The sequence below is a fragment of the Gimesia aquarii genome, from assembly GCF_007748175.1.
GTDB classification, from domain to species: domain Bacteria; phylum Planctomycetota; class Planctomycetia; order Planctomycetales; family Planctomycetaceae; genus Gimesia; species Gimesia aquarii_A.
The window spans coordinates 3,598,033-3,617,910 of the sequence record NZ_CP037422.1; the positions used below are offsets into that span (position 1 = coordinate 3,598,033).

The following is a 19,878-nucleotide window of genomic DNA, read 5'->3' on the forward strand; positions in this document are numbered from 1 at the left end:
ATATCTTTACGTTGTATAAACAACTCATTTGGTTAGGCAAACTGGTGGGATAACAACTGAAATCCACTCTGAACTCAGAGCGTAATCTCTCTCACCATAAATCGTTTTCGACTTACTAATGACCGGAGGTAAAGTAGAAAATCAGATAAATCTCTAAAATATAAAAAATTGCATAATCTGGGAAACACTGCAAAATTAAGATTAACCTCCCTGACTTGATTATCCGATAAGACTGATGCTACGGGAATTGTATGAACAGATACCAACTCCCGATTTGAGTTAAAATGATATGTTGAAAGTTAAATCCGCAAATAACTGATAGCTTGACTTAAATTCCTTAACAGTTTTGAGCCATCTACCAGACACAAACTAAAAAAGCGGCAACATCATAAGTAATTAAACTAATCTCCATTAAGCGTGGCTTAATGTGAGCGATATTTAACTAAATTCCTAACTCCAAAATTGATGTCCAAAGGATTGGGAGACAAGTATGTCTATAAATGCCTCATGGAAAAGACGCACAATGCTGGCTTTTGCCTGCGGTGTCGCTATTACAGCTACGCCACTTGCTGCACAGGTCCCTCCAGCTCCTCCTGTTCCAGGTAAAATTAAAGCGAACAAGTTTACTTCTGGAGCAGCAAAAAAGAATACACCGGTTGTAAGCACCAAAACAAAAGAAAAAGTCCATCAACTCGTTGATCGAATTTACGAATCCGAAGTAGAGCTCAGTGTTCAACAAAGGCATTCAAAAATTCTAAAAATGAAGATGGATGTCTTCCGAGTCGCTATCGCAGACCCAACAAAAATTGAAGTGGTAGCCTTCGGTGCTCAGGAAGTTGAAGTTATCGGAAAAGAAACCGGTACGACAACAATGACGCTCTGGCTGGGACAAGAAGCAAATCCCCAGATCCTGAGTGTACAAGTAAAGGTTGAGGGCGATAATTCCATCGAAGACTTACGTCGGATGGAATACGGTGAATTTCAGAAGATGATCAATGAATTCTTCCCCAACAGCAAGATTCAATTGATTCCTTTTGCTGATAAGCTAATTGTTCGAGGTCAAGCCCGAGATGAGCAGGAAGCAACACAGATCATTACAATTATCCGTGCACGCTCCGGCGGTGGTTCTGCTATCGGTACAGGAAATGGTACAGGTTCTTTGTTCGCAAATGGTGAAGCAGCAGATCCTTTCCCCGACGGTGCAGTGCTTCCCGAAGCCACTGTCATCGATATGATGAAAGTTCCGGGAGAAAAGCAAGTGATGCTGAAAGTACGCATCGCCCAAATTGATCGTTCTGCCGCACGCACTGCAAGTACTGACTTATTTGTGAGATCGGGTGACTTTGGTTGGAGCCAATTGTTCACAGGAGTTGCATCACAATTGGCCAATGGGGGAACTGGTCTTGTAACGGCTTCATTAACGAGCAGTGATGTCGACCTCTTCATCTCAGCACTTGCTCAAAATGGATATGCGAAAATTCTCGCTGAACCAAATTTGGTTACAATCAGCGGACGAGCAGCGAACTTTATCTCTGGTGGTGAATTTGCTGTCCCAACAGTCGTTGGCGTAGGTGGTGCTCAAGCAGCTACCACAACTTTCAAAGGCTTTGGTACACAACTTTCTTTTCTACCTACTGTGTTGGATAAAGATAGAATTCGATTACAGGTCACCCCAACTTTCAGTACTGTTAATCCGGCACTGTCTGTTCAAGGAATCCTGGGGATCGATACACAATCAGTCAGCACTACGGTTGATATGCGAGAAGGTCAAGTTTTCGCCATCGCCGGACTGATTCAAGAACAACAACGTGGAGACTTGAACAGAGTACCATTTATTGGAGATCTTCCTTTCGTAGGTCCCCTGTTCTCAAACAAAGCTGTCTCACGTGACGAAACAGAACTAATCATCTTGATTAGCCCTGAACTGGTTCACCCAATGGAAGCAGAAGACGCCCCTACTGTATTACCTGGCATGGAAGTTACTGAGCCAGGTGATTGGGACTTCTTCTTCTTGAATAACATTGAAGGCAAACCTGATGTGCACCACAGAAGCACTGTCTGGTATATGCAGAAAAAACGTATTCATCAGCAACAAAAAGATTTTATCCATCAGACAAAATCTGACAAATACTATATCAATGGCGACTACGGATTCTCTGACTAACACAAGTTATTATTTCTTTGCAAAATAAAACTTATATTATTCCAATCACATTCACTCAAGACTGTGAGAGAAAATACAAGGAAGTAAGCAATGTCTATACAACCTAAAATTGCAACTTTGCCTGCTATTGCTTTAGCAGCAATGCTGGTCAGTGGTTGCCACCATAAAGAACATCACGCACAAATACCCTACGATGCTGTAGCTCCGCTGGGAACGATTAGTGATGATATTTGGCAAAAGCAGGAAGAAAATGCCGAAGCTTCCGACTTCGTAATTTATGAAAGTGAATTTGTCGGAGCGACTGCAAAACTGAATGCTGCTGGTGAAGACCACATCAAACAGATTGCGGTTCGCATGGTTTCAACACCTTTCCCTGTAATTGTTGAACCCAGCTCTATGTCTGTTAATCAATCGGATGAATACAAATATCCGGTCAACGGAAATGATGACCTGGATATGCATCGCCGAAATGTCATCGTTAAGATCTTAACCGCGATGAATGTACAAGATGCTGATGAAAGAGTCGTTGTGGCTCCTGCCTTGGCTCCTGGCTTTGAAGGTTTCGAAGCCTATCGAGCTTATACTAACGGATTCCAAAACCGTAATAATAATGGTGGATTCGGTGGTTTTGGCGGATTCGGTAGCGGATTCGGAGGATTTGGCGGCGTAGGCGGTGGAATCTTTTAGATAAAAGAGGAATTCGCTACAGAAATATGAAACAGTGGACGGGTTCTTTTGAATCCGTCCACTTTTTAATAGCATCAAACAAGTAAGTATCGCCTGCTAAGTTATGGTCTGGTCGAGATCGAGCAAAACACAAATTTAAGCTCGCTATGCTGTTATAAATAGCACAATACAATTAGTCAAAATAACGCCAGGAATAGAGTCATGAACAACAAAGGATTGTCTTGTTCAACCGTGATCCTTCTCATCACAATCACTTTCCAGGGATGCTCCCATCTAAGCAACCAGGTTGCCAAAGTCAAATCGGCTTTACCAACTCAGAAAAACTCAGACAAGCTTATCCTTGCCGCTCGAACATTTGAGAGCAAAAATGAATTGCTGGCAGCACGTGAGCAATATGAAAAGTATCTTAGCAAAAATCCTAAAAGTGCTAAGGCCTGCCATCGCCTGGGTATCGTCTGCACTCGATTAGGCGACCCTGTTGCTGCTACACGTTATTTTACACAAGCGCGACAAATCGATCCACAAAACTCTGTATTGCTTAATGATTTTGGATATGCCCTCTATCAACGAGGACAATTTAAAGCTGCTGAAAAAATCTTCAAAGAAGCATTACAGAATGATGCTAATAATAATCGCATCATTAATAATCTTGCTCTTAGTGTTGGCCATCAGGGACGTTTCAAAGAAAGCTTTTCACTCTTTCGAAATATCATGCCTGCAGCAGAAGCGCATGCCAATGTTGCATATATTCATACACAACGAGGTGAAGGCGAGTTAGCCCTGAAGGAATATGATTTAGCGCTGACTGCTGACCCCAATCTAAGAACAGCTGGGCTAGCGGCTGCTGAGCTAGCGGAGATGAAGAGTCTATTCCTTGCGAAACAGGATAAAAAACAGACACAACAATTGGCAACCAGAAAAGTCGCTCCCAAAACAGAATTTGACAAACAACCAACACAGCTTGTGAGCTCAAAGCAACCTGTTCAAAAAACGACAACGCTATCGACTACTCAATCAAAGCAAGCTGGAAAACAAAAACTAATTGCACAAACTTCTATGAAGAGACAAGCTAAGGTGGAACCTTCATTCAAACCTGTTACAAAATCAGAGCCAAAAATGGAAGAAGATGAACTGGAAATCAATTCCTTCCGAACGCTGGATGAACTCTCTGAAGAAGAATCGGTTATCATCCGTATCTCAGACGAAAAAACACAAGAAGAGAATTTATTCCGAACCCCACAGGAACTGCAAAACAACTAGCAAATTGCTACCCTGCTTATTTCCCTTCTCGTGCTTTAATCGCTTTTACTGCAGCAGCTGCATGAAATTTGAAGTTCTGATTTTTGGTGCTGCGGGATATTTCGTCGATTTTTTTTAGGCTTTTTTCTGTCCCAATTTCCTTGAGTACACTGAAGACCCTGACCAAAGTCAATAAATTGGATGGATCAAGCTGGTCTAGTACGGCCTCCTCTGCCCCACTACCATAGGCAATCAATTTTTTCGACGCATTATGAGACTTAAGAGGCTCTTTCAATAATTTTGCGACAGCAAGAACCCCTTCGGTGGTCTGATGTTTTAGAATAGAATCCATGATGGCGTCTGCCCCCAAGATATTGACTTGAGATAACAATTCTATTAAAGCGGGAACGTCTTCTTTGGTGGACCAAACCACCAGTGCTTTCGACGCATCAGCAACGACAATGATGTCTCCACTCTTCAAAACTTTGATCAAGATTTTTGAAATCTCAGGATTTTCTTGTGTTGGTTTGGATTCACTTAATTTTTTCAGCGCAGCCTTTCGCTTCAATACGTTTGTTGTTGCCAAATCCTGAAGAATGTTTTTAAGATCCGCATCGATATTTTCAGGGACCTCAAACTTACTGGCTTCCTTACGTTTCTTAATTTCCGCTTGATGCTTCTTTTGTAACTCTTTCTGATCAGCTCGATATTTCAACAGTTCGGCTTTAGTCATTTGTTTCGAAGAAATCGAGATTGGAATTTTATGCACGCTTGTTTCAGAACGACGAAATAGCTTGTAGTTCATCGTCAGGCTTTTCACACCACCTTGCTTTTTATCAAACTGAATCGTACCTGTTCCCGCCAGTTCTACTTCAGGGCTACCATCAACCATCGCGATTGTTCGATAAGAATGCTTGACTTCAATTGAAACTTCCTCTGCTGTCTGTCCAGTAATTTTATAATCAGTAGTTTGTTTGGCCCCCATTGTTTTTTCCACATTCGCGCCTCGTAATGTCAGTGGAATTCGATCTGAAGAAATAATCGAAATACTGGTTTTTTCACTTTCGGACCACTCAACATTACTCTCAGGAGAAAGCGGAATCAGATTAATTTCTGATAAATTACCTATCAGATAAGGGAGTGAGGAAGAACCTTTTATCGTATCAATTTCGCCGTATCGATTCATATTTAAAACATGTGGTTCAAAAGATCTCATCATGTTATGGGTCAGGCCTGTAAACGGGGATCTGTGACGATGCAATCTCATGGGATGAATCAATAATCGTTTACTTTTGCTTTTCTTGGTAGAATTCAAACTCCCAGTACATCGTAGCGAAATACTATCTGAGTCTGACTTGATCACTTCATATTGTTCGACGCCACTTAATGTTTCCGTATAGTCATCCAATGTGGCTATGATGTTGATCCGATAAGCAAAATGTTGTCCTTGTTCCCATGTGTATGTCAGCTTCGTTTTCTCTGCTGCGTAACCGGAAATTTGCACAAGAAACACCAACATCGCCCCTAAAATGATCTCAGAAAGACGCCGAGTTATAAAGTGAAAGCCATCGCATCGAGAGGCAAACAAATCTCGCAATTGAATTCCTGATAACATAAGAATCTCCCAGTGAAGGAATTAACGCGGACAGGTTCAGATATTCATTTCAATGTACACAATCGAACCTCAACCTGCACGAAAGAAATACAAAAAACTGGTTCGATTGTGAATCGCCCGTAAGCGTCATATCGGGTCAGTCTTTGAGCAACCAATCAACGGCAGCAATTTCTTTGTTTGCCGTTTTATTGAATATCTCGACTTTATTTAGCTGGTCGGCTGAGCGATACGTCGCCTGTACCAACTTGGGGACTGATGTGAAGTTACCGGCAATCCAGAGTGCCGCTGGCTGGCACAGAGACAATAAACCGTTGACATCACCATATTTCACTGCTCCAGGCCATAGTCTGAGATCACGAATGTTAGTAATCTCAGCAAAACGAAAGTCTCCAGGCCCGACAGCTAAGTGGTTGATGAGATTCGGAGAATGAGCACAAGCAGCAGCAGCACGGACTCCTGAAAAACCAAAACCGACCAGCGAAATGGACTGAGGATTGCTTTCATGATGTTTCGCAAAAGACAGAACATTCAAAATGTCATGTACCTGTTTTGAAAATATGGGGTGATTATAACCCAATGTAAATCCAGCAAATTCACGAGGATTCTTCACTACCGGCATTTCCGTGGGAGCAGGTTGCTTCTGATTAAAATCGCCTTGATAAAGTACATCGATTCCGGCAACCGCTGTTCCCGCATCAATCAGCCGCTGAACGGGGGCCGTCGGTGTACCATTTTTTTCCAGTAAACCAGATTTCCCCTGATCGTGTAACCAGATCGCTACTTTATTGTTCCACTCCTGAGGCAGAAAGAAGAGAGCCGGAGTCGATTCACCATACTGTTTATTCTTGATAAGTGTCTGATATTGGCGATATCCCTGCTTCTCTTCTTCAGAAATATTGTCTGCTTCCAGATCATCAGCAGTTGGCAAGGACCGGCCTATCATCACATCGATCGCTCCTCCCACAATTTTTCGATATTTTGCAAGGGTTGCCCGATCACTGGGAGTCAGCTGTTTAATTTGATCTGCATTATTCCTGGCTAATGTATGTAAAATTTTGACTTCTGATTTCTCATCGCTGGGAGGTGCAGGATACTTTTTATCCCAGACGGATAGTTCTTCACGAGTCAATGGGATAAAGTCAGGCTCAATAATCGGCGACGTAAGCCCCAGCTTGAAATGTTGATTAAAGAACTCGTACATCATGGCGCGACTGACGTAGTTATAATTATGCGGGAATGGATAATATTTTCCGGCTACGTTTTCAGGCACCCCCATCATCTTGAAATGCTGTTTCAGCTCGGGCAAACCTTTGGTCTCGATTTCTTTGGTCCAGTCATTCGCTGCAGACATGCCGAGGGGACGAGGAGCCAGGAGTGCCGCAAACTCAATATTTCCTGTGTTAATTCGTAAGTAGCTCGCGTTTTCACAGGTACACCCCCCCTGCATCGCAGTTGAAACCATTACTGCCGGAAACGCAGCAGTAATGCGATCATCAATGGCAGCTAACACAAATGTTTGAGTTCCTCCACCACTGGCACCAGTAATACCAATGCGTTTCTTATCAACTTCTGCTAAAGAGCTCACCCAATCCAGCGCACGAATTGAATTGAGCGTTTGTAATCCGAGCGCATTGATCAATCGTAATTCCGCCTGCGCACTGAATAGGCCCCAGTTCTTTTCGCTCGACATCTCTGGCCGCTGTTTTGCGAAACGATGAATCAACTGGTAGCTCAGACAGAACCCATCGGCATATCCCAACATGTCATAATGGAATACCATACACCCCATACGAGCCAGTTGAACGCAACGTGCCTGAAGCGGATATCTGCCACCTACCTCGTATTTTTCTGCACCAGCTTTAATATCTGCCTGAACACGTTTTTCTCCACTGTCATAAAAGCGACCTTCCGCAAAATGCCCATGCGGAGATAAAATCATAGGGAAAGGCCCTTGTTTCCCTCTAGGGCGATATAAATTACCGGTCACAAACAAACCGGGAGAACTCTCAAAAAATACTTTTTCTACTGTGTAATCATCCCGGTCTACTTTGCCATGTAGCGTTGCCTTAATCTCTGTATTTTCGGGTTTCGGCCAGACACCAGCGGCCACCATTATTTGTCGCCTGACATATTCTGCCCGCTTTGTCCATGCTTCAGGTGACTCACTCGGATCAAATGGAAAGTACCCATTCAGGTCTTTTAACTCCTGCAGACGACTGTCGCTAAATCCTGGGACTTGGTCGTCAGCAAATAAACCTCTATTCCCAGAAGCGGAATCGAACGCGCCTGCTGACAACAATGCTAATCCGATATTTTGTAAAGCCGCTCTACGATCTATTGATAAGTGGTCATCGTTCTGAAACATCATTCCCCCCTGCTTTCTTCTAAGTTGCATACTGTCAGATGATCCAAACCAGAGTCTCAGTCTACTTAAAGGTTCTTTCAATCTAACCACAATCCTTTTGTGTGTGCCAGCCTGAGAACAAAATTTTGAGATTCTGGGAGTGCTTCTATGTGACTAGACCAAGTGGCCAGCCATAATCCCTTCATAAAAACAAGTGGGACGAAGTTCCTAATTCAAAGCATCACAGCAAATCAAACCCTAGTGAAAACAATCTCCTACTCTTGTTGAATTCATTAAACCTTCTCTCAGCGGTACTTAACTTTTGTTTTCTCTCGCTGACTTTTAATTTTGTCTAAAAATTTTTTAATTTGCGAATTTTCTTTGTTAAGAAACTGCGTCAACTATACAACTTACTAGTGAGCACAACGTAATTGTGCAGACTTTCAGAGATAGACACGTATTTAAATGATGACTTGGCACTAATTTCTCGATTTGTTAATTCAGCGTCTTTGCAAGTGAGTCAACTCACCTAGAGTTCTCCTAGAAACTCTTTATGAACATTTTATCAAATATCCAGAAAAACATTATTATTTTATGAAGACGTGTTAGTAAAACCTAAGTTGATTATATTTATATAGTTACAGTTATTTAATTCAAAAGGTTTTGTTCAAACTATCTTGGTGTTTCCTTAAATTACATTATTTTTGATTGTCATACTTGCCCTGTAGACGACAGTATACTAAAATAAAAAACAGGTATAACACTCAGGTGGTTACATTAACATTTATAATAAAAAGGTGGCTCCTCTTTATATATTCCTGATGGTTAATATCTTTATTTTGAAATCCTAATTAGTTTTCTTTTTAGGTAATACGTTTATGGATTCCTGTTTTGTTTCAGGAATGTCAACTTATTAGTTCACTTTTACTTTAAGAAATGGGGTACTTTGTAATGGCAGGCACCAAAGCAAACCTTACACAGCGACAACAAGAGATTTATGACTTCTTGAAAGACAAAATTATTAACCGAGGTTATGGACCAACTGTCCGTGAAATCGGTGCTAATTTTGGCATCCGCTCTCCTAATGGCGTGATGTGCCACCTGAAGGCTCTCGAAAAGAAAGGACTCATTACCCGCGAGTCTCATATGTCACGAGCCATTCAGCTGTGTGATCACTCACAAAAACGAACGCGTCTTCCACTGGCAGGGCAAATTGCTGCAGGTAGCCCGGTTCTTGCCGTGCAGGATGATGAGCACATCGATTTCGGACCATTATTTGATCCAGATGATCAATTCTGCTTGAAAGTCAAAGGCGTCTCAATGATCGAAGATCAGATCGCCGATGGTGATTACGTTGTTGTTCACAAGCAAAACACTTGTAAAGAAGGCGACATTGTTGTTGCTTTAGTTGATGGCCAAGAAGCCACACTAAAACGTTACTACTCTGAAGGTGACCGTATTCGTCTTGAACCAGCAAATTCCAGTATGCAACCTATTTACTCTAAAAACGTTGATATCCTTGGAGTTGTCACTGGCGTCATTCGAAAATACTAGACAGTCGCTTAGAAGACGCTACGGTTAATTCGAATTCAGTATGATCTATGTTTGGATATTTCCCAAAAACGCTCTGGTATCTTGCTAGGGCGTTTTTTTATGCGCGAAAAAACCCAATCAACCAGCGGCTCGAGTTTGATACTGATTCAACTTGTTATAAAGAGTTTTCAGAGCAATTCCCAACTCAGCTGCACATTTGGGCTTGTCACCATCATGTTTATCGAGCACATGATAAATCACTTCCATCTCGATATCACGCAATGTTTTTCCCTGGGTGCCTTCTGTCCAATTCACCGATGAGGAACCAGTAAGAGGAATCACTGAGTTTTTAGTTAGATTGGACGGCAAATCGGCAGGCATAATCTGCACACCATCCCACAGAATAACAGCATGCTCCAACGCATTGGCCAATTCGCGTACATTACCTTTCCAGTCATAATCCTGCAAAATCTCAATGGTTTCCGGTGCAAGAATATCTTTGGGAATGGAATCTTTTTTCAAATGTCGTTTCAATAACACACGGGAAATTTCCGGGATGTCACCTTTACGCTCCCGTAGTGCTGGCAGACGAATCTCAAAGGTATTTACACGAAAATATAAGTCTTCACGAAAAGTCCCCTCATTGACCATTTCCTGTAGATCCCGATTCGTCGCACAAACAATCCGGACATCGACATGAAATGTTTCGCTATCACCAACACGCCTCACTTCGCCTGATTCGAGAAAACGTAACAACTTGACCTGCATCGTTTTATCTAACTCACCTAGTTCATCTAAAAATAACGTACCGCCATTGGCAATTTCGATTAAACCCTTACGAGGAGTATCTGCACCGGTGAATGCTCCTTTGCGGTGTCCGAATAGTTCACTCTCCACCAGGTTTTCAGGCAGAGCACCACAGTTGACAGGCACAAATGGCATCGATGCACGTGAACTCAAATCATGCACACGGCGCGCCACCAATTCCTTACCAGTTCCGGTTTCACCCAGAACCAAAGCTGTGGAATCTGTGGGAGCAATTTTTTCGATCAGCTTTTTCACTTGTAACATTGGTGGCGTCTCGCCGACGATCTGGCAAGGCCCTTCTGCCAGTTTGAGTCGTGACTCAAGTGCATAATTCTTGTTCTGTAAAGAACGCTTATCGGCTACTTTCTGCAGGACAGTTGCAATATCGATTAACTTACAAGGCTTAGGTAAAAAGTCATAGGCACCGCGGCGAATCGCCTGAATGGCTTCGTCAATACTTCCATGACCGGTACTAATAATAACCTCGGTCTCCGGAGAAACTTTATTAATGTGGTCCACCACATCCCAGCCACTGAGTCCGGGCATCCGTAAATCAACAATGGCTGCATCAAAGGTGATCTTGTCCAAAGCAACCAAAGCCGACTGACCGTCTTCACAAATGGTGACATCATGTCCCATACGCGGAAGCTCAATTCGCATCACTTCACGAATAGCTGCTTCATCATCGACAAATAAAACCCGTAACTTATTGACCGAATTACTCAAGTTGTGCTCCTTCTTCCCGCTTTGACATCCTGCCAAAGAGAAAGCCATTTAATAAATTTAATAACCGAATGGTATTCAGGAAGGAATAGGTGAAAGGTTCTGAAGAAATTCTGTTCGAATCATGCGAACTCATTTTTTTCTCCAGCATAGAAACTGATTAATGTAATTCCGGAACCGGGACTACATCCAAGACCTTTCTCTGCACAATGCGCGTGAAATAAGGAAGAGGAATTCTTAAAGCAATATGCTGTACAGAGAACATCCATTTTCTCCTGTATCGTTAACTTTGCGTGAATCAATCAGGGGGAGAGACGTGTAATATCATATTTTAAAAATCGTGGCAATCGGAGAATTTCAAAAACACGAAATTCGTAATATTTACCTAACTATTTATGCTGCCTTATTTTGTGCCTTTGATTTTTTAGGAAGTTCTACAAAAATTGTACTTCCCTGCCCCAGACCTTCACTTTCGACTTCGATCTCCCCACCATGATCCTTAATAATTCGATGTGTGATCGACATCCCCAAACCAGTGCCAGTCCCATCAGCTCGTTGCGTAAAGAAAGGATCAAACAGCCTTTCTTTGACTTCCTGTGTCATGCCACAGCCATCGTCCTTAAAAACCAGTGCCACGGAATCTACATTTTCGCGCACTCGAATCTCCAATGTCCCCCCTACATCCATCGATTCCAAGGCATTGGTCATAATATTAAGGATCACTTGTTTGATTTCTGCAGGATTGAATTCCGCGTTACATGGATTCTTATTAGTAAAAACGATATTCCGCCCTTTCAAACGTTTGATCAAACTGACCATTGAGCAAACTTCTTCAATCACAGCCACCAAATCATTGACACTCCTCTCTGAATTCTGGCCGCGTGAAAAATCGAGTAGCTTGGAAGTGATGTCCCTGCACCGCATCGCTTCTCGCTGAATTAAGCCGAGATATTGCTCAACAACTTGAATATCCGCTTCTTCACAATGCGGTTTTAAATCGACCATCCGCCCTTGCAGTGACTCAGAAGCCATCGAAATCGCAGAGAGAGGATTATTGATTTCGTGAGCGACACCAGCAGCCAAAACACCAATTCCTGCCAGCCTTTCTGAACGAACGAGTTGCTTACTGCGCTCTTCGACCTTGTGATTCAATTCATCCCGTTTTTCTTTAAATCGTACCGTCATATGGTTGAATGCTTCAGCCAACTCTGCCATCTCATCGTTGGATTTAATCACAAACTGATGGTCAAAATGCCCCTGGGCGACAATCCGGGCTCCTTCATGCAAATCCTGTATGGGAGAAAGTACTGTGCTGTAGCCATACCACATGAGGCAACCAAATGCGATAAAAACCACCAGACAAGTCACCCAGACTATATTGTATCGGGAACGATAGACACTCGATGCACGCTTTAAGGCTGCTTTGTTCCCAGTGGGAACTTCATGAAGCTCCAGCAGCATGGACTCAAGATGCGCGATCTCGAAAATCATCTGCTGAGCCGTTTGATGCCTCTCTTGTGGATTTCCCAGATTGGCTTTTTTAAGCGAGAGTTTTTCCAAAACTCTCATACTGGCGCCATGTTCGCTAAGTTGTGATTTAACCCAGCCTTTCCAGAGCGCCACAGTTGGATCTGGTGGCAATTGATCTACTTTTTGCAGAAAGCTCTGGATTTCCGTTTCAACCTCATTCAACTGCTGTTCAAACTTTTGTTGGTAATGGGTACTAGCTTCAGCATGTGAATTCAGGATTTTCTGGAGAGGTTCATTAAGAGCCACAACAGACATAATCAACCGATCACGGTCAGGCAGGCTATTCAGAGAATATTCAAAATCCTCGACGGTATCACGGTAAGATCGCAAACCGGAAACAGCCCCATAAGCCAGCAGAATCAGCATAAAAAAGATGATCCCCAAGCCCAATCCCAATTTCCGTCGAATTGTTTGTGTAAAGAACACACTGACCTCCGTGTCACAAGTCCTTTAGAGTCCCCTGGAATAAGAATGGGATCATATCTGAATTGGCTTAGAAATCCAACGTTAAATTAGCAAACTTCCCCAAGTCGACAAAACCCTGAATCGAGAGAGAATTCTAGTTAATCATCCGCCCTCTCGAGATGACGGATTGGCTCCCTTTTTCCAGCGAGCCTGGTGGACCATTTCTTTTCGATAGGAATGTAAACCTGACATCAATATATCAATCGCACGGGAAAAATCGCGAAAGGCATTCAAATACTTTTTCTTTTCCAGTCCTTCCTTGGCTTCGTAGTAAATTTTATTGTGAGCTGACCATTCAATGGTCCACTCTTCCTCCATCGCAGCGCGCTGCAACTCAGATTCCATTGTTGTCAAGTATTGCAAAAAGTCCGTATTAAATTTCAAACGTTCAGAACGATAGGGTTTCCATTCAACAGTTTTACTATGGTCCAGATATTCCTCATGCGAACTGGATTCTCGTTGCGAAAATAATTTTCGTACCAGCAACACAACCAGAAGTGACATTCCTCCAAACGTCAGAAACTCCCCCCTGTCAAATTTTGTGAGTAGCCACATAACGATTCCCGTTGCAACCATGAGCGAAGCGACCCAGACACCTGCCAGCCACCACCATTCACTCCCGCTCTTCTCTGATTCAAATTCCGGCTCTGGTTCCGGGGGTGTTTCCTGTGAAAGATTGCCATCGGGAAGTTCTCCCACTCTCACCACAATCACTGAGATGTTATCTGAACCGCCTCTTAAATTTGCCAGATTGATCATCAGCCGGCAGGCATCGCTGGGTTCCAGATACTTAGCAATCATCCCTATTTCTTCATCTTTGAGATGGCTCGTCAATCCATCGCTACATAAGATGTATCGGTCACCTTCCATAACCGGATAAGGACCTTCAATATCGACTTTAACGACTGGCTCTGGACCTAACGAACGTGTAATTACATTACGAGGCTCATTTAAGTAAACTTCTTCGGGTTTCATTCTCCCCTGACGGATCAACTCCCACTGAAGACTATGATCGAAAGTGAGCTGATCAATGCGATTTTCACGAACGCGGTAAACACGACTGTCGCCCACATGACCGATTACCGCTCCTTCTGGACAGAGACAAATTGAGCTGCAGGTCGTTCCCATTCGCATGAATTCGCGATTCGCCATTCCGCGTTCATTGATTGCCTGATTAGCAACTTCAATGGCCGACTTCAACGACTTGGCAACAGGTCCCGGTTTATTTTTAAAGAAGGTATGCGGCACAGTCTCTGAAGCCATTTTACTCGCCAATTCTCCCACAGCATGTCCTCCCATGCCATCAGCGACAAGAAAGAAGTGGCCATGATCGCGCCAGCTCTCCTGATCTTTACAAATGCGAACAGAAATTGAATCTTCGTTATTCCTCCGTCGAAAGCCTACATCACTCTGCGATGCGAACTGAACCGGATGTTCCCAACGCATTGATTCTCCTTAAAACAAGTCATGAAACTGCAGATTCTAACCTCTAATCGTACTACCTAATATCTTGGAAAGAAATGGGATCAAACACCAGAGCACACTATAAGAAAACTCGTTTTTGTTATTGAAATTTAACGAAAACGCTCTATTCAAAGTCCGATAGAACGGCTCACTTGAATAGTAGTACTACGGTTGTATTTCTTGAGTGAATGAATTTACCTCAAGGCTATTTTTCCCCAGGCATCGTTTTACCGGTCAGATTGTAAACATAGGCCATGATCTCGACAAACACTTCATATAACTCAAAGGGAATTTCCTGACCGGGTTTAATATCACGATACATCTGCCGTGCCAGTGCTTTGCGTTCGATAATTGGAATTCCATGCTCATTTGCAATTTTTCGAATCTGAAATGCGATTTCACCGGCCCCTTTGGCAACCACAACCGGTGCAGGCATTGATTCAGGATCGTACTTGATCGCAACTGAAATATGTGTTGGATTAGTGATGACCACATCTGCGCTTTCTACTTTGGAAAGCTCTTGAGACATCGCCAGCTTCCGATGTGCCTCTTTACGTCGTTGACGAATTAGGGGATCACCTTCCATGGATTTCATCTCTTCGCGGAGTTCCTGCTTGCTCATCATCAGGTCTTTTTCATGCTTCCATTTCTGAAATGCGAAATCCAGTCCCCCTAAAATGATTAAGGCTAAAGCGAGCAGTACCCCCAACTCAACCGATGCAATAAAAATATCATGCATGATGGTTTCCGGAGCGGCTCCCATTAAAGCCAGAAAGTTAGGAAACATGATATAACTAAACCAGATTGCAATCAAAACCAGCAAAAAAATCTTACCAAGACTGATGCCGAGTTTGACCAATCCACGAATGGAAAGAATGCGTTTGGCCCCCTCAATGGGATTGAGCCGCTCCCATTTGATTTGCAACACATCGGGGGAAACCATAAAACCGACTTGAACAATATTCAAGCAGATGGCAGAGATAAAGAGCGTCAACATAGCTCCTATTGTCCCACCTAAAAACAATTTGATCACCGCTTCGCAGCGTTCTATTAACATTGCGGGCTCCATTTGCAGCCACATTGGAGCAGTCAATGTAACCTCCATCAGGTCTTTCATATTGCTGTTCATAGTGATGGCAAAAAAATAGAGAACAGCGGCAGCGGCCAACATCATGCCAGCCGCATTCAAGTCGGTGCTTTTCGCAATGTTCCCCTTCTCACGGGCTTCATTGCGCCGGTGATCTGTGGGCAGCTCGGTTTTTTCTCCTGAATCATTCTCTGCCATATCAGTAGTGGCTCAATCTATATTACATAACCGTGCTACGACTTAATTGATCTATCGCCATCGGAACAGATTCGATCACGATGTCTGCGACTCCCGTTAAAGTAAATACGAGGACTGCCACACTCACTACCACACGAATCGGAAAACCAATTACCAATACATTGATTTGTGGAACTGTGTGCCCCAGGTAGCCCATAGCCAAGGAAACTAGAGCACTAATTGCCAATAGAGGTGCAGCAACTTTCACCGACAACACTAATGATTGATGCATGATGTTCTGAAGCATATCTAGCGTATTGGTAGATACGATTCCCTCACCCACCGGAAATATTTGAAACGTGTCAATCAAAGTCGAAAGCATTAATAGATGACCGTTAATCGGCTCCATGACTAAGAATATCGAAATCCCCACAAAATAAAGAAACTGACCGCTGAGTGAGGCGTTCATATCAAATCCGGGATTGAATACTTCTCCTAAAGCCATCCCCGCTTGTTGATCAGCCATCTGTCCCGCCATTTGCAGACTTAACAATATTATGTAAACGCCCAAGCCCAGTGCAAAACCTAGCGTCAATTCTCCTAAAATCGACCAGATATAATCCAACAATGAAGCTGGCATGTTAACCACAAATTTATAGTCATCGACAGTTAATTCCTGTATCCCCTGGCGTCCGGCATTGATAATCAAATTATCAAAGCGATCTTGTAGATGTTCTGGAACTTCATCTTTACTCAGCCGCTGATTCTGATCTGCATCGAGCTCATAAAAACCAACAGCCACCTGATCATGCAATGTTGGTGTGATGAGAATCGAAAGACTGAGAATCAATAATATGCGTATGTTCGTGGGAAAGATCGGCTGACCGAAAACGGGGCCGATAATCATCAAACCACTAATGCGAACCATCACCAAAGTAAAAGCATAAAACTGTAACATGGCCCACTGCAAAACCTGGGCTGGAGCCACTTGCAGTAGAGGATTCATCAAGTATTGATCGAGAAGTGCACTCACTGGTTTCTCTTTTTCACAGTTTCAATGGCGGTAAGGAATCAGAGGCGAGATGGAATATCTCTTATCAGATTTGTGCTGTATTCCACCATTAATGCAGTAACCCATGGCAATGTATAAAGAATCGCCAGTACCATCATCACAATTTTAGGAACAAAACTAATTGTTTGATCTTGAATCTGAGTGACTGCCTGTCCGATGCTGATGACTAATCCCACAACGACGGCCGTCAACATCACCGGACCACTGACTTCCAGCATAATCAGCAATCCTTCACGTCCCAAATCCAATACCGTTGAAGTGTCCATACTTTTTACCTGTCATTTTGAATGATGTGAGCGCAACGGTAGCGCTGCATTCAACCAACGATCCTGACGCTTTCCAGTAACATTCCTACGGTGAGCAGCCAACCATCGATTAAAACAAACAAGAGGATTTTAAAAGGCAGCGAAATCAATACTGGAGGAAGCATCATCATCCCCATACTGATCAGGATAGAACTGATGACCATATCAATCACAATAAAAGGCAGGTACAATTGAAAACCAATTAGGAAAGCTGTCTTTACTTCGCTCATCATATAGGCTGGTAATAAAACTGTCAGCGGCACTTCATCATAGTCTTTGGGCGGTTGATATTTTTCCGCCCCCGGAGTTCCGGGAATCGGCTGTTGATACTCCAAAAACATCCAAACCGTATCACTGTTTCCAGTCAACTCAATTTGATCGCTCATAAATTTCCGCAGAGGTGCAACGGTTTTTTGAAACGCATCTTCCAGAGAAACTGGCTTTTGTTGAGTTTGATTCGTATACGGGACAATTCCTTCTTCATATGCTTTTTCCCAAATGGGCGCCATCACCATAATTGTCAAAAACAGGCTAAGGGATGTGAGCACCTGATTTGGCGGTAACTGCTGCGTGCCCAATGCTTGCCGTAATAGCCCGAATACAATGACGAATCGAATAAAACTCGTTGTCATGATGAGAATGGAGGGCGCCAAACTCAGAACCGTCAATAATAAAAATACTTTCAGAGTCGAATTTAGCCCCTGAGGAGATGTCATCTCTTCGACATTAAAGATCTCAGGAACGCCGGATGGATTGTTTCCTGTGGACTGTTCTGCTAATGCAGATGGCCCCTGTGCTACTTGTGAATTCTGATTGGCGGCTCCTTGATTTGAGAGTGCCTGATTAACGGCTGTTGACTGAGCTTGCACTGATTCTGCAACCAGTGTCAGCAAAACTACCACAACACAAATTGCCGCTCGACAAAAAGGAGCAGTAAAAGCAATGGTCCTTATTTGCTGAAGCCACCTTCTAAGCATGCCCGGACTCCGAACTCTCATTCAGAGATTGTCGAGAGGTATGTAGCAACTTCTGTTGCAGTCGAGAAACAGCGACATCGTAATCACCATGCTCTGGTGATCTGGAAGATTGTTCGGGTTCGGTACTTACCTTCTGTTTTAAACGGTCCACAGCTCGATCCGGCTTGTTTTGAGTCGACTGAAATAGTTTTAAAAATGTGGAATTTGAGCGTTCAGCCTGTTCACGTTCCCGACACATACCGGTTATGAGATCGACTTCGACTGGATCTAAAACTTCACTGAGCATTTCGAGACCGGCGGGCGAAGATCCTAAAATCAAAATTCGGGAACCGCAACGTACAAAATGAATCGTCTGACGTGCATCCAATGGCCTTTTTCCTAGAACTTCCATCACTTCGCGAGGTAAGTTTTTAGATGCCAGGGGAGAATGTTTCTTAAAAATTTTTGCACAGATCAGAATAATTGAAATTACGACAAATAACGCACCTAATGTTCCCCAAAGGGAGGGAGATCGTTTTTGTAAGCCATCCCTAACTTGACCATTTGTGTCCTGAGTTTGTCGATCTACAGGCGTAATCGGATTGGAACGTGATATGTTATTGTTGACTCTTGTAGAATCAGCTTTGATATCTGTCATCCGTGATGATCGCGAGGCCACCGGCTGAATAGACTGGCTGGAAGTAGATTGAAGCTCTCCCCTTCCCTGGATTCTTTGTTCGACAACAGGCCGTGACCGAGGTTTATAAGCAGTCGTGTTATTTAAATTTGCTCGTGGCTGACGAAAGCCATTATTTCGCGCAGACGTACTCACTTCTCCTGACATTGCATTCGAAACACAATGCACACTACAGACTACTATCAGTCCAAATAAGTAGAAAAGTCGAATCATCAAATCCTTTTCGTCGTCAATCGTATTGATAAACAGGTAATTCTGTTTTCCTGACTCGCTCTTACAATTCCGGTGAAATAATCTCGGCAACTCGCACACAGAAATTATCATTTAGAACCAAAACTTCACCCCGGGCGATAATTCGGCCATTAACCAAAATATCCACGGGATCACCAGCCAATTTATCTAATGGGACAACAACCCCTTCTTTCATTTTTAATACTTCTTCGATTAATAGCTCTGTTCTGCCTAGCTCAATGCACAGGTCCAGCTCAACATTTTGCAATGAAGATAGCGCCATTGCCTCTTCAGGACTACTAGCCATCGACTCAAAGTTTGGAAATTCAAATTCCTTGGTCCCTCCCAGATCCGCGGGGATTCCACTTCCGGGTCCCAAATTTGGAGATATCGCTGCTGCCAGATTTGCTTCTGCCTGATTCAATAATGCTTCGGTTTCTTCGTGCGAAGAAATTGGCATGCCTGATTGATCAGCAGGTGGAGATGCGTGCTCATCAAAAAGTGATCCAATATCATCATTATTAACAACTTGACTTTCTGTTGATTCAGCCTCATTAGCCTTTGCCTCAGAGCCACCATCCTCTGATGCGGCTCCTTGGAGCAATTTTTCGATATCAGAAGGATCAAGAAGATCACTCGTTGCACTCTCAGGTTCTTCTTTAGGAGTCTCTGCCGCGGCATCATCCGAAGTCGTACCTTCCTCCTTCGCATTTAACAGTTTTTCGATTTCAGAGGGATCTAAAAGATCATCATTCTCTTCAGCCACGATTGCGCCTTGATTT

The 19,878-nt window shown here is 43.2% G+C and carries 15 protein-coding genes; 4 read left to right on the forward strand and 11 right to left on the reverse strand.

What is annotated here, in order from left to right:
- Positions 1–490: 490 nt before the first annotated feature.
- The 3 genes from V202x_RS13840 (at position 491) to V202x_RS13850 (ending at position 4,111) form a co-directional block, all read left to right on the forward strand.
- Positions 491–2,164, forward strand: coding sequence for a type II and III secretion system protein family protein (locus tag V202x_RS13840; protein WP_145175786.1), 1,674 nt, complete (start codon positions 491–493; stop codon positions 2,162–2,164).
- 90 nt (positions 2,165–2,254) lie between these two features.
- Positions 2,255–2,851 (forward strand): hypothetical protein, encoded by a 597-nt coding sequence (locus tag V202x_RS13845; RefSeq protein WP_145175789.1) that lies wholly within the window; start codon positions 2,255–2,257, stop codon positions 2,849–2,851.
- A 201-nt stretch (positions 2,852–3,052) separates the two neighbouring features.
- Positions 3,053–4,111, forward strand: a complete 1,059-nt coding sequence (locus V202x_RS13850; RefSeq protein ID WP_145175792.1) for a tetratricopeptide repeat protein — start codon at positions 3,053–3,055, stop codon at positions 4,109–4,111.
- 16 nt (positions 4,112–4,127) lie between these two features.
- On the opposite strand, the gene V202x_RS13855 is transcribed toward V202x_RS13850, so the two are convergent.
- Both V202x_RS13855 and V202x_RS13860 read right to left on the reverse strand, forming a co-directional pair.
- Entirely contained in the window at positions 4,128–5,705 is a 1,578-nt protein-coding gene (locus V202x_RS13855) for a hypothetical protein (protein ID WP_145175795.1), read from the reverse strand.
- Positions 5,706–5,841: 136 nt separating this feature from the next.
- Positions 5,842–8,073 (reverse strand): alpha/beta hydrolase family protein, encoded by a 2,232-nt coding sequence (locus V202x_RS13860; RefSeq protein WP_197993385.1) that lies wholly within the window; start codon positions 8,071–8,073, stop codon positions 5,842–5,844.
- A gap of 927 nt (positions 8,074–9,000) precedes the next feature.
- On the opposite strand from V202x_RS13860, the gene lexA reads away from it, so the two are divergent.
- Positions 9,001–9,603, forward strand: coding sequence for a transcriptional repressor LexA (gene lexA, locus V202x_RS13865; RefSeq protein WP_145175801.1), 603 nt, complete (start codon positions 9,001–9,003; stop codon positions 9,601–9,603).
- 117 nt (positions 9,604–9,720) lie between these two features.
- Here the strand turns inward: lexA and V202x_RS13870 are convergent, their stop codons facing one another.
- The 9 genes from V202x_RS13870 to fliN all read right to left on the reverse strand — a co-directional run bounded on the left by V202x_RS13870 (position 9,721) and on the right by fliN (position 19,862).
- Entirely contained in the window at positions 9,721–11,115 is a 1,395-nt protein-coding gene (locus V202x_RS13870) for a sigma-54-dependent transcriptional regulator (protein ID WP_145175804.1), read from the reverse strand.
- A gap of 390 nt (positions 11,116–11,505) precedes the next feature.
- Complete coding sequence (locus V202x_RS13875) at positions 11,506–13,068, reverse strand: sensor histidine kinase (RefSeq protein WP_145175808.1); 1,563 nt, start codon at positions 13,066–13,068, stop codon at positions 11,506–11,508.
- 141 nt (positions 13,069–13,209) lie between these two features.
- Positions 13,210–14,553, reverse strand: a complete 1,344-nt coding sequence (locus tag V202x_RS13880) for a PP2C family protein-serine/threonine phosphatase (RefSeq protein ID WP_145175811.1) — start codon at positions 14,551–14,553, stop codon at positions 13,210–13,212.
- Between the two features lie 223 nt (positions 14,554–14,776).
- Complete coding sequence (gene flhB, locus V202x_RS13885) at positions 14,777–15,856, reverse strand: flagellar biosynthesis protein FlhB (protein WP_145175815.1); 1,080 nt, start codon at positions 15,854–15,856, stop codon at positions 14,777–14,779.
- Positions 15,857–15,878: 22 nt separating this feature from the next.
- The gene (locus tag V202x_RS13890) at positions 15,879–16,868 is read right to left on the reverse strand and encodes a flagellar biosynthetic protein FliR (RefSeq protein WP_145175818.1); all 990 of its coding nucleotides are present in this window, start codon (positions 16,866–16,868) and stop codon (positions 15,879–15,881) included.
- Between the two features lie 38 nt (positions 16,869–16,906).
- On the reverse strand, positions 16,907–17,173 hold the full coding sequence (gene fliQ, locus V202x_RS13895; protein ID WP_145175821.1) for a flagellar biosynthesis protein FliQ: 267 nt from the start codon (positions 17,171–17,173) through the stop codon (positions 16,907–16,909).
- A gap of 50 nt (positions 17,174–17,223) precedes the next feature.
- Positions 17,224–18,189, reverse strand: a complete 966-nt coding sequence (fliP, locus tag V202x_RS13900; protein WP_232098511.1) for a flagellar type III secretion system pore protein FliP — start codon at positions 18,187–18,189, stop codon at positions 17,224–17,226.
- On the reverse strand, positions 18,182–19,078 hold the full coding sequence (locus V202x_RS13905) for a FliO/MopB family protein (protein WP_197992860.1): 897 nt from the start codon (positions 19,076–19,078) through the stop codon (positions 18,182–18,184). The genes fliP and V202x_RS13905 overlap by 8 nt, the downstream gene beginning before the upstream one ends.
- A gap of 61 nt (positions 19,079–19,139) precedes the next feature.
- A complete protein-coding gene (gene fliN, locus V202x_RS27470; RefSeq protein WP_197992861.1) occupies positions 19,140–19,862 on the reverse strand; it encodes a flagellar motor switch protein FliN in 723 nt (240 codons plus the stop codon).
- Positions 19,863–19,878: the final 16 nt, after the last annotated feature.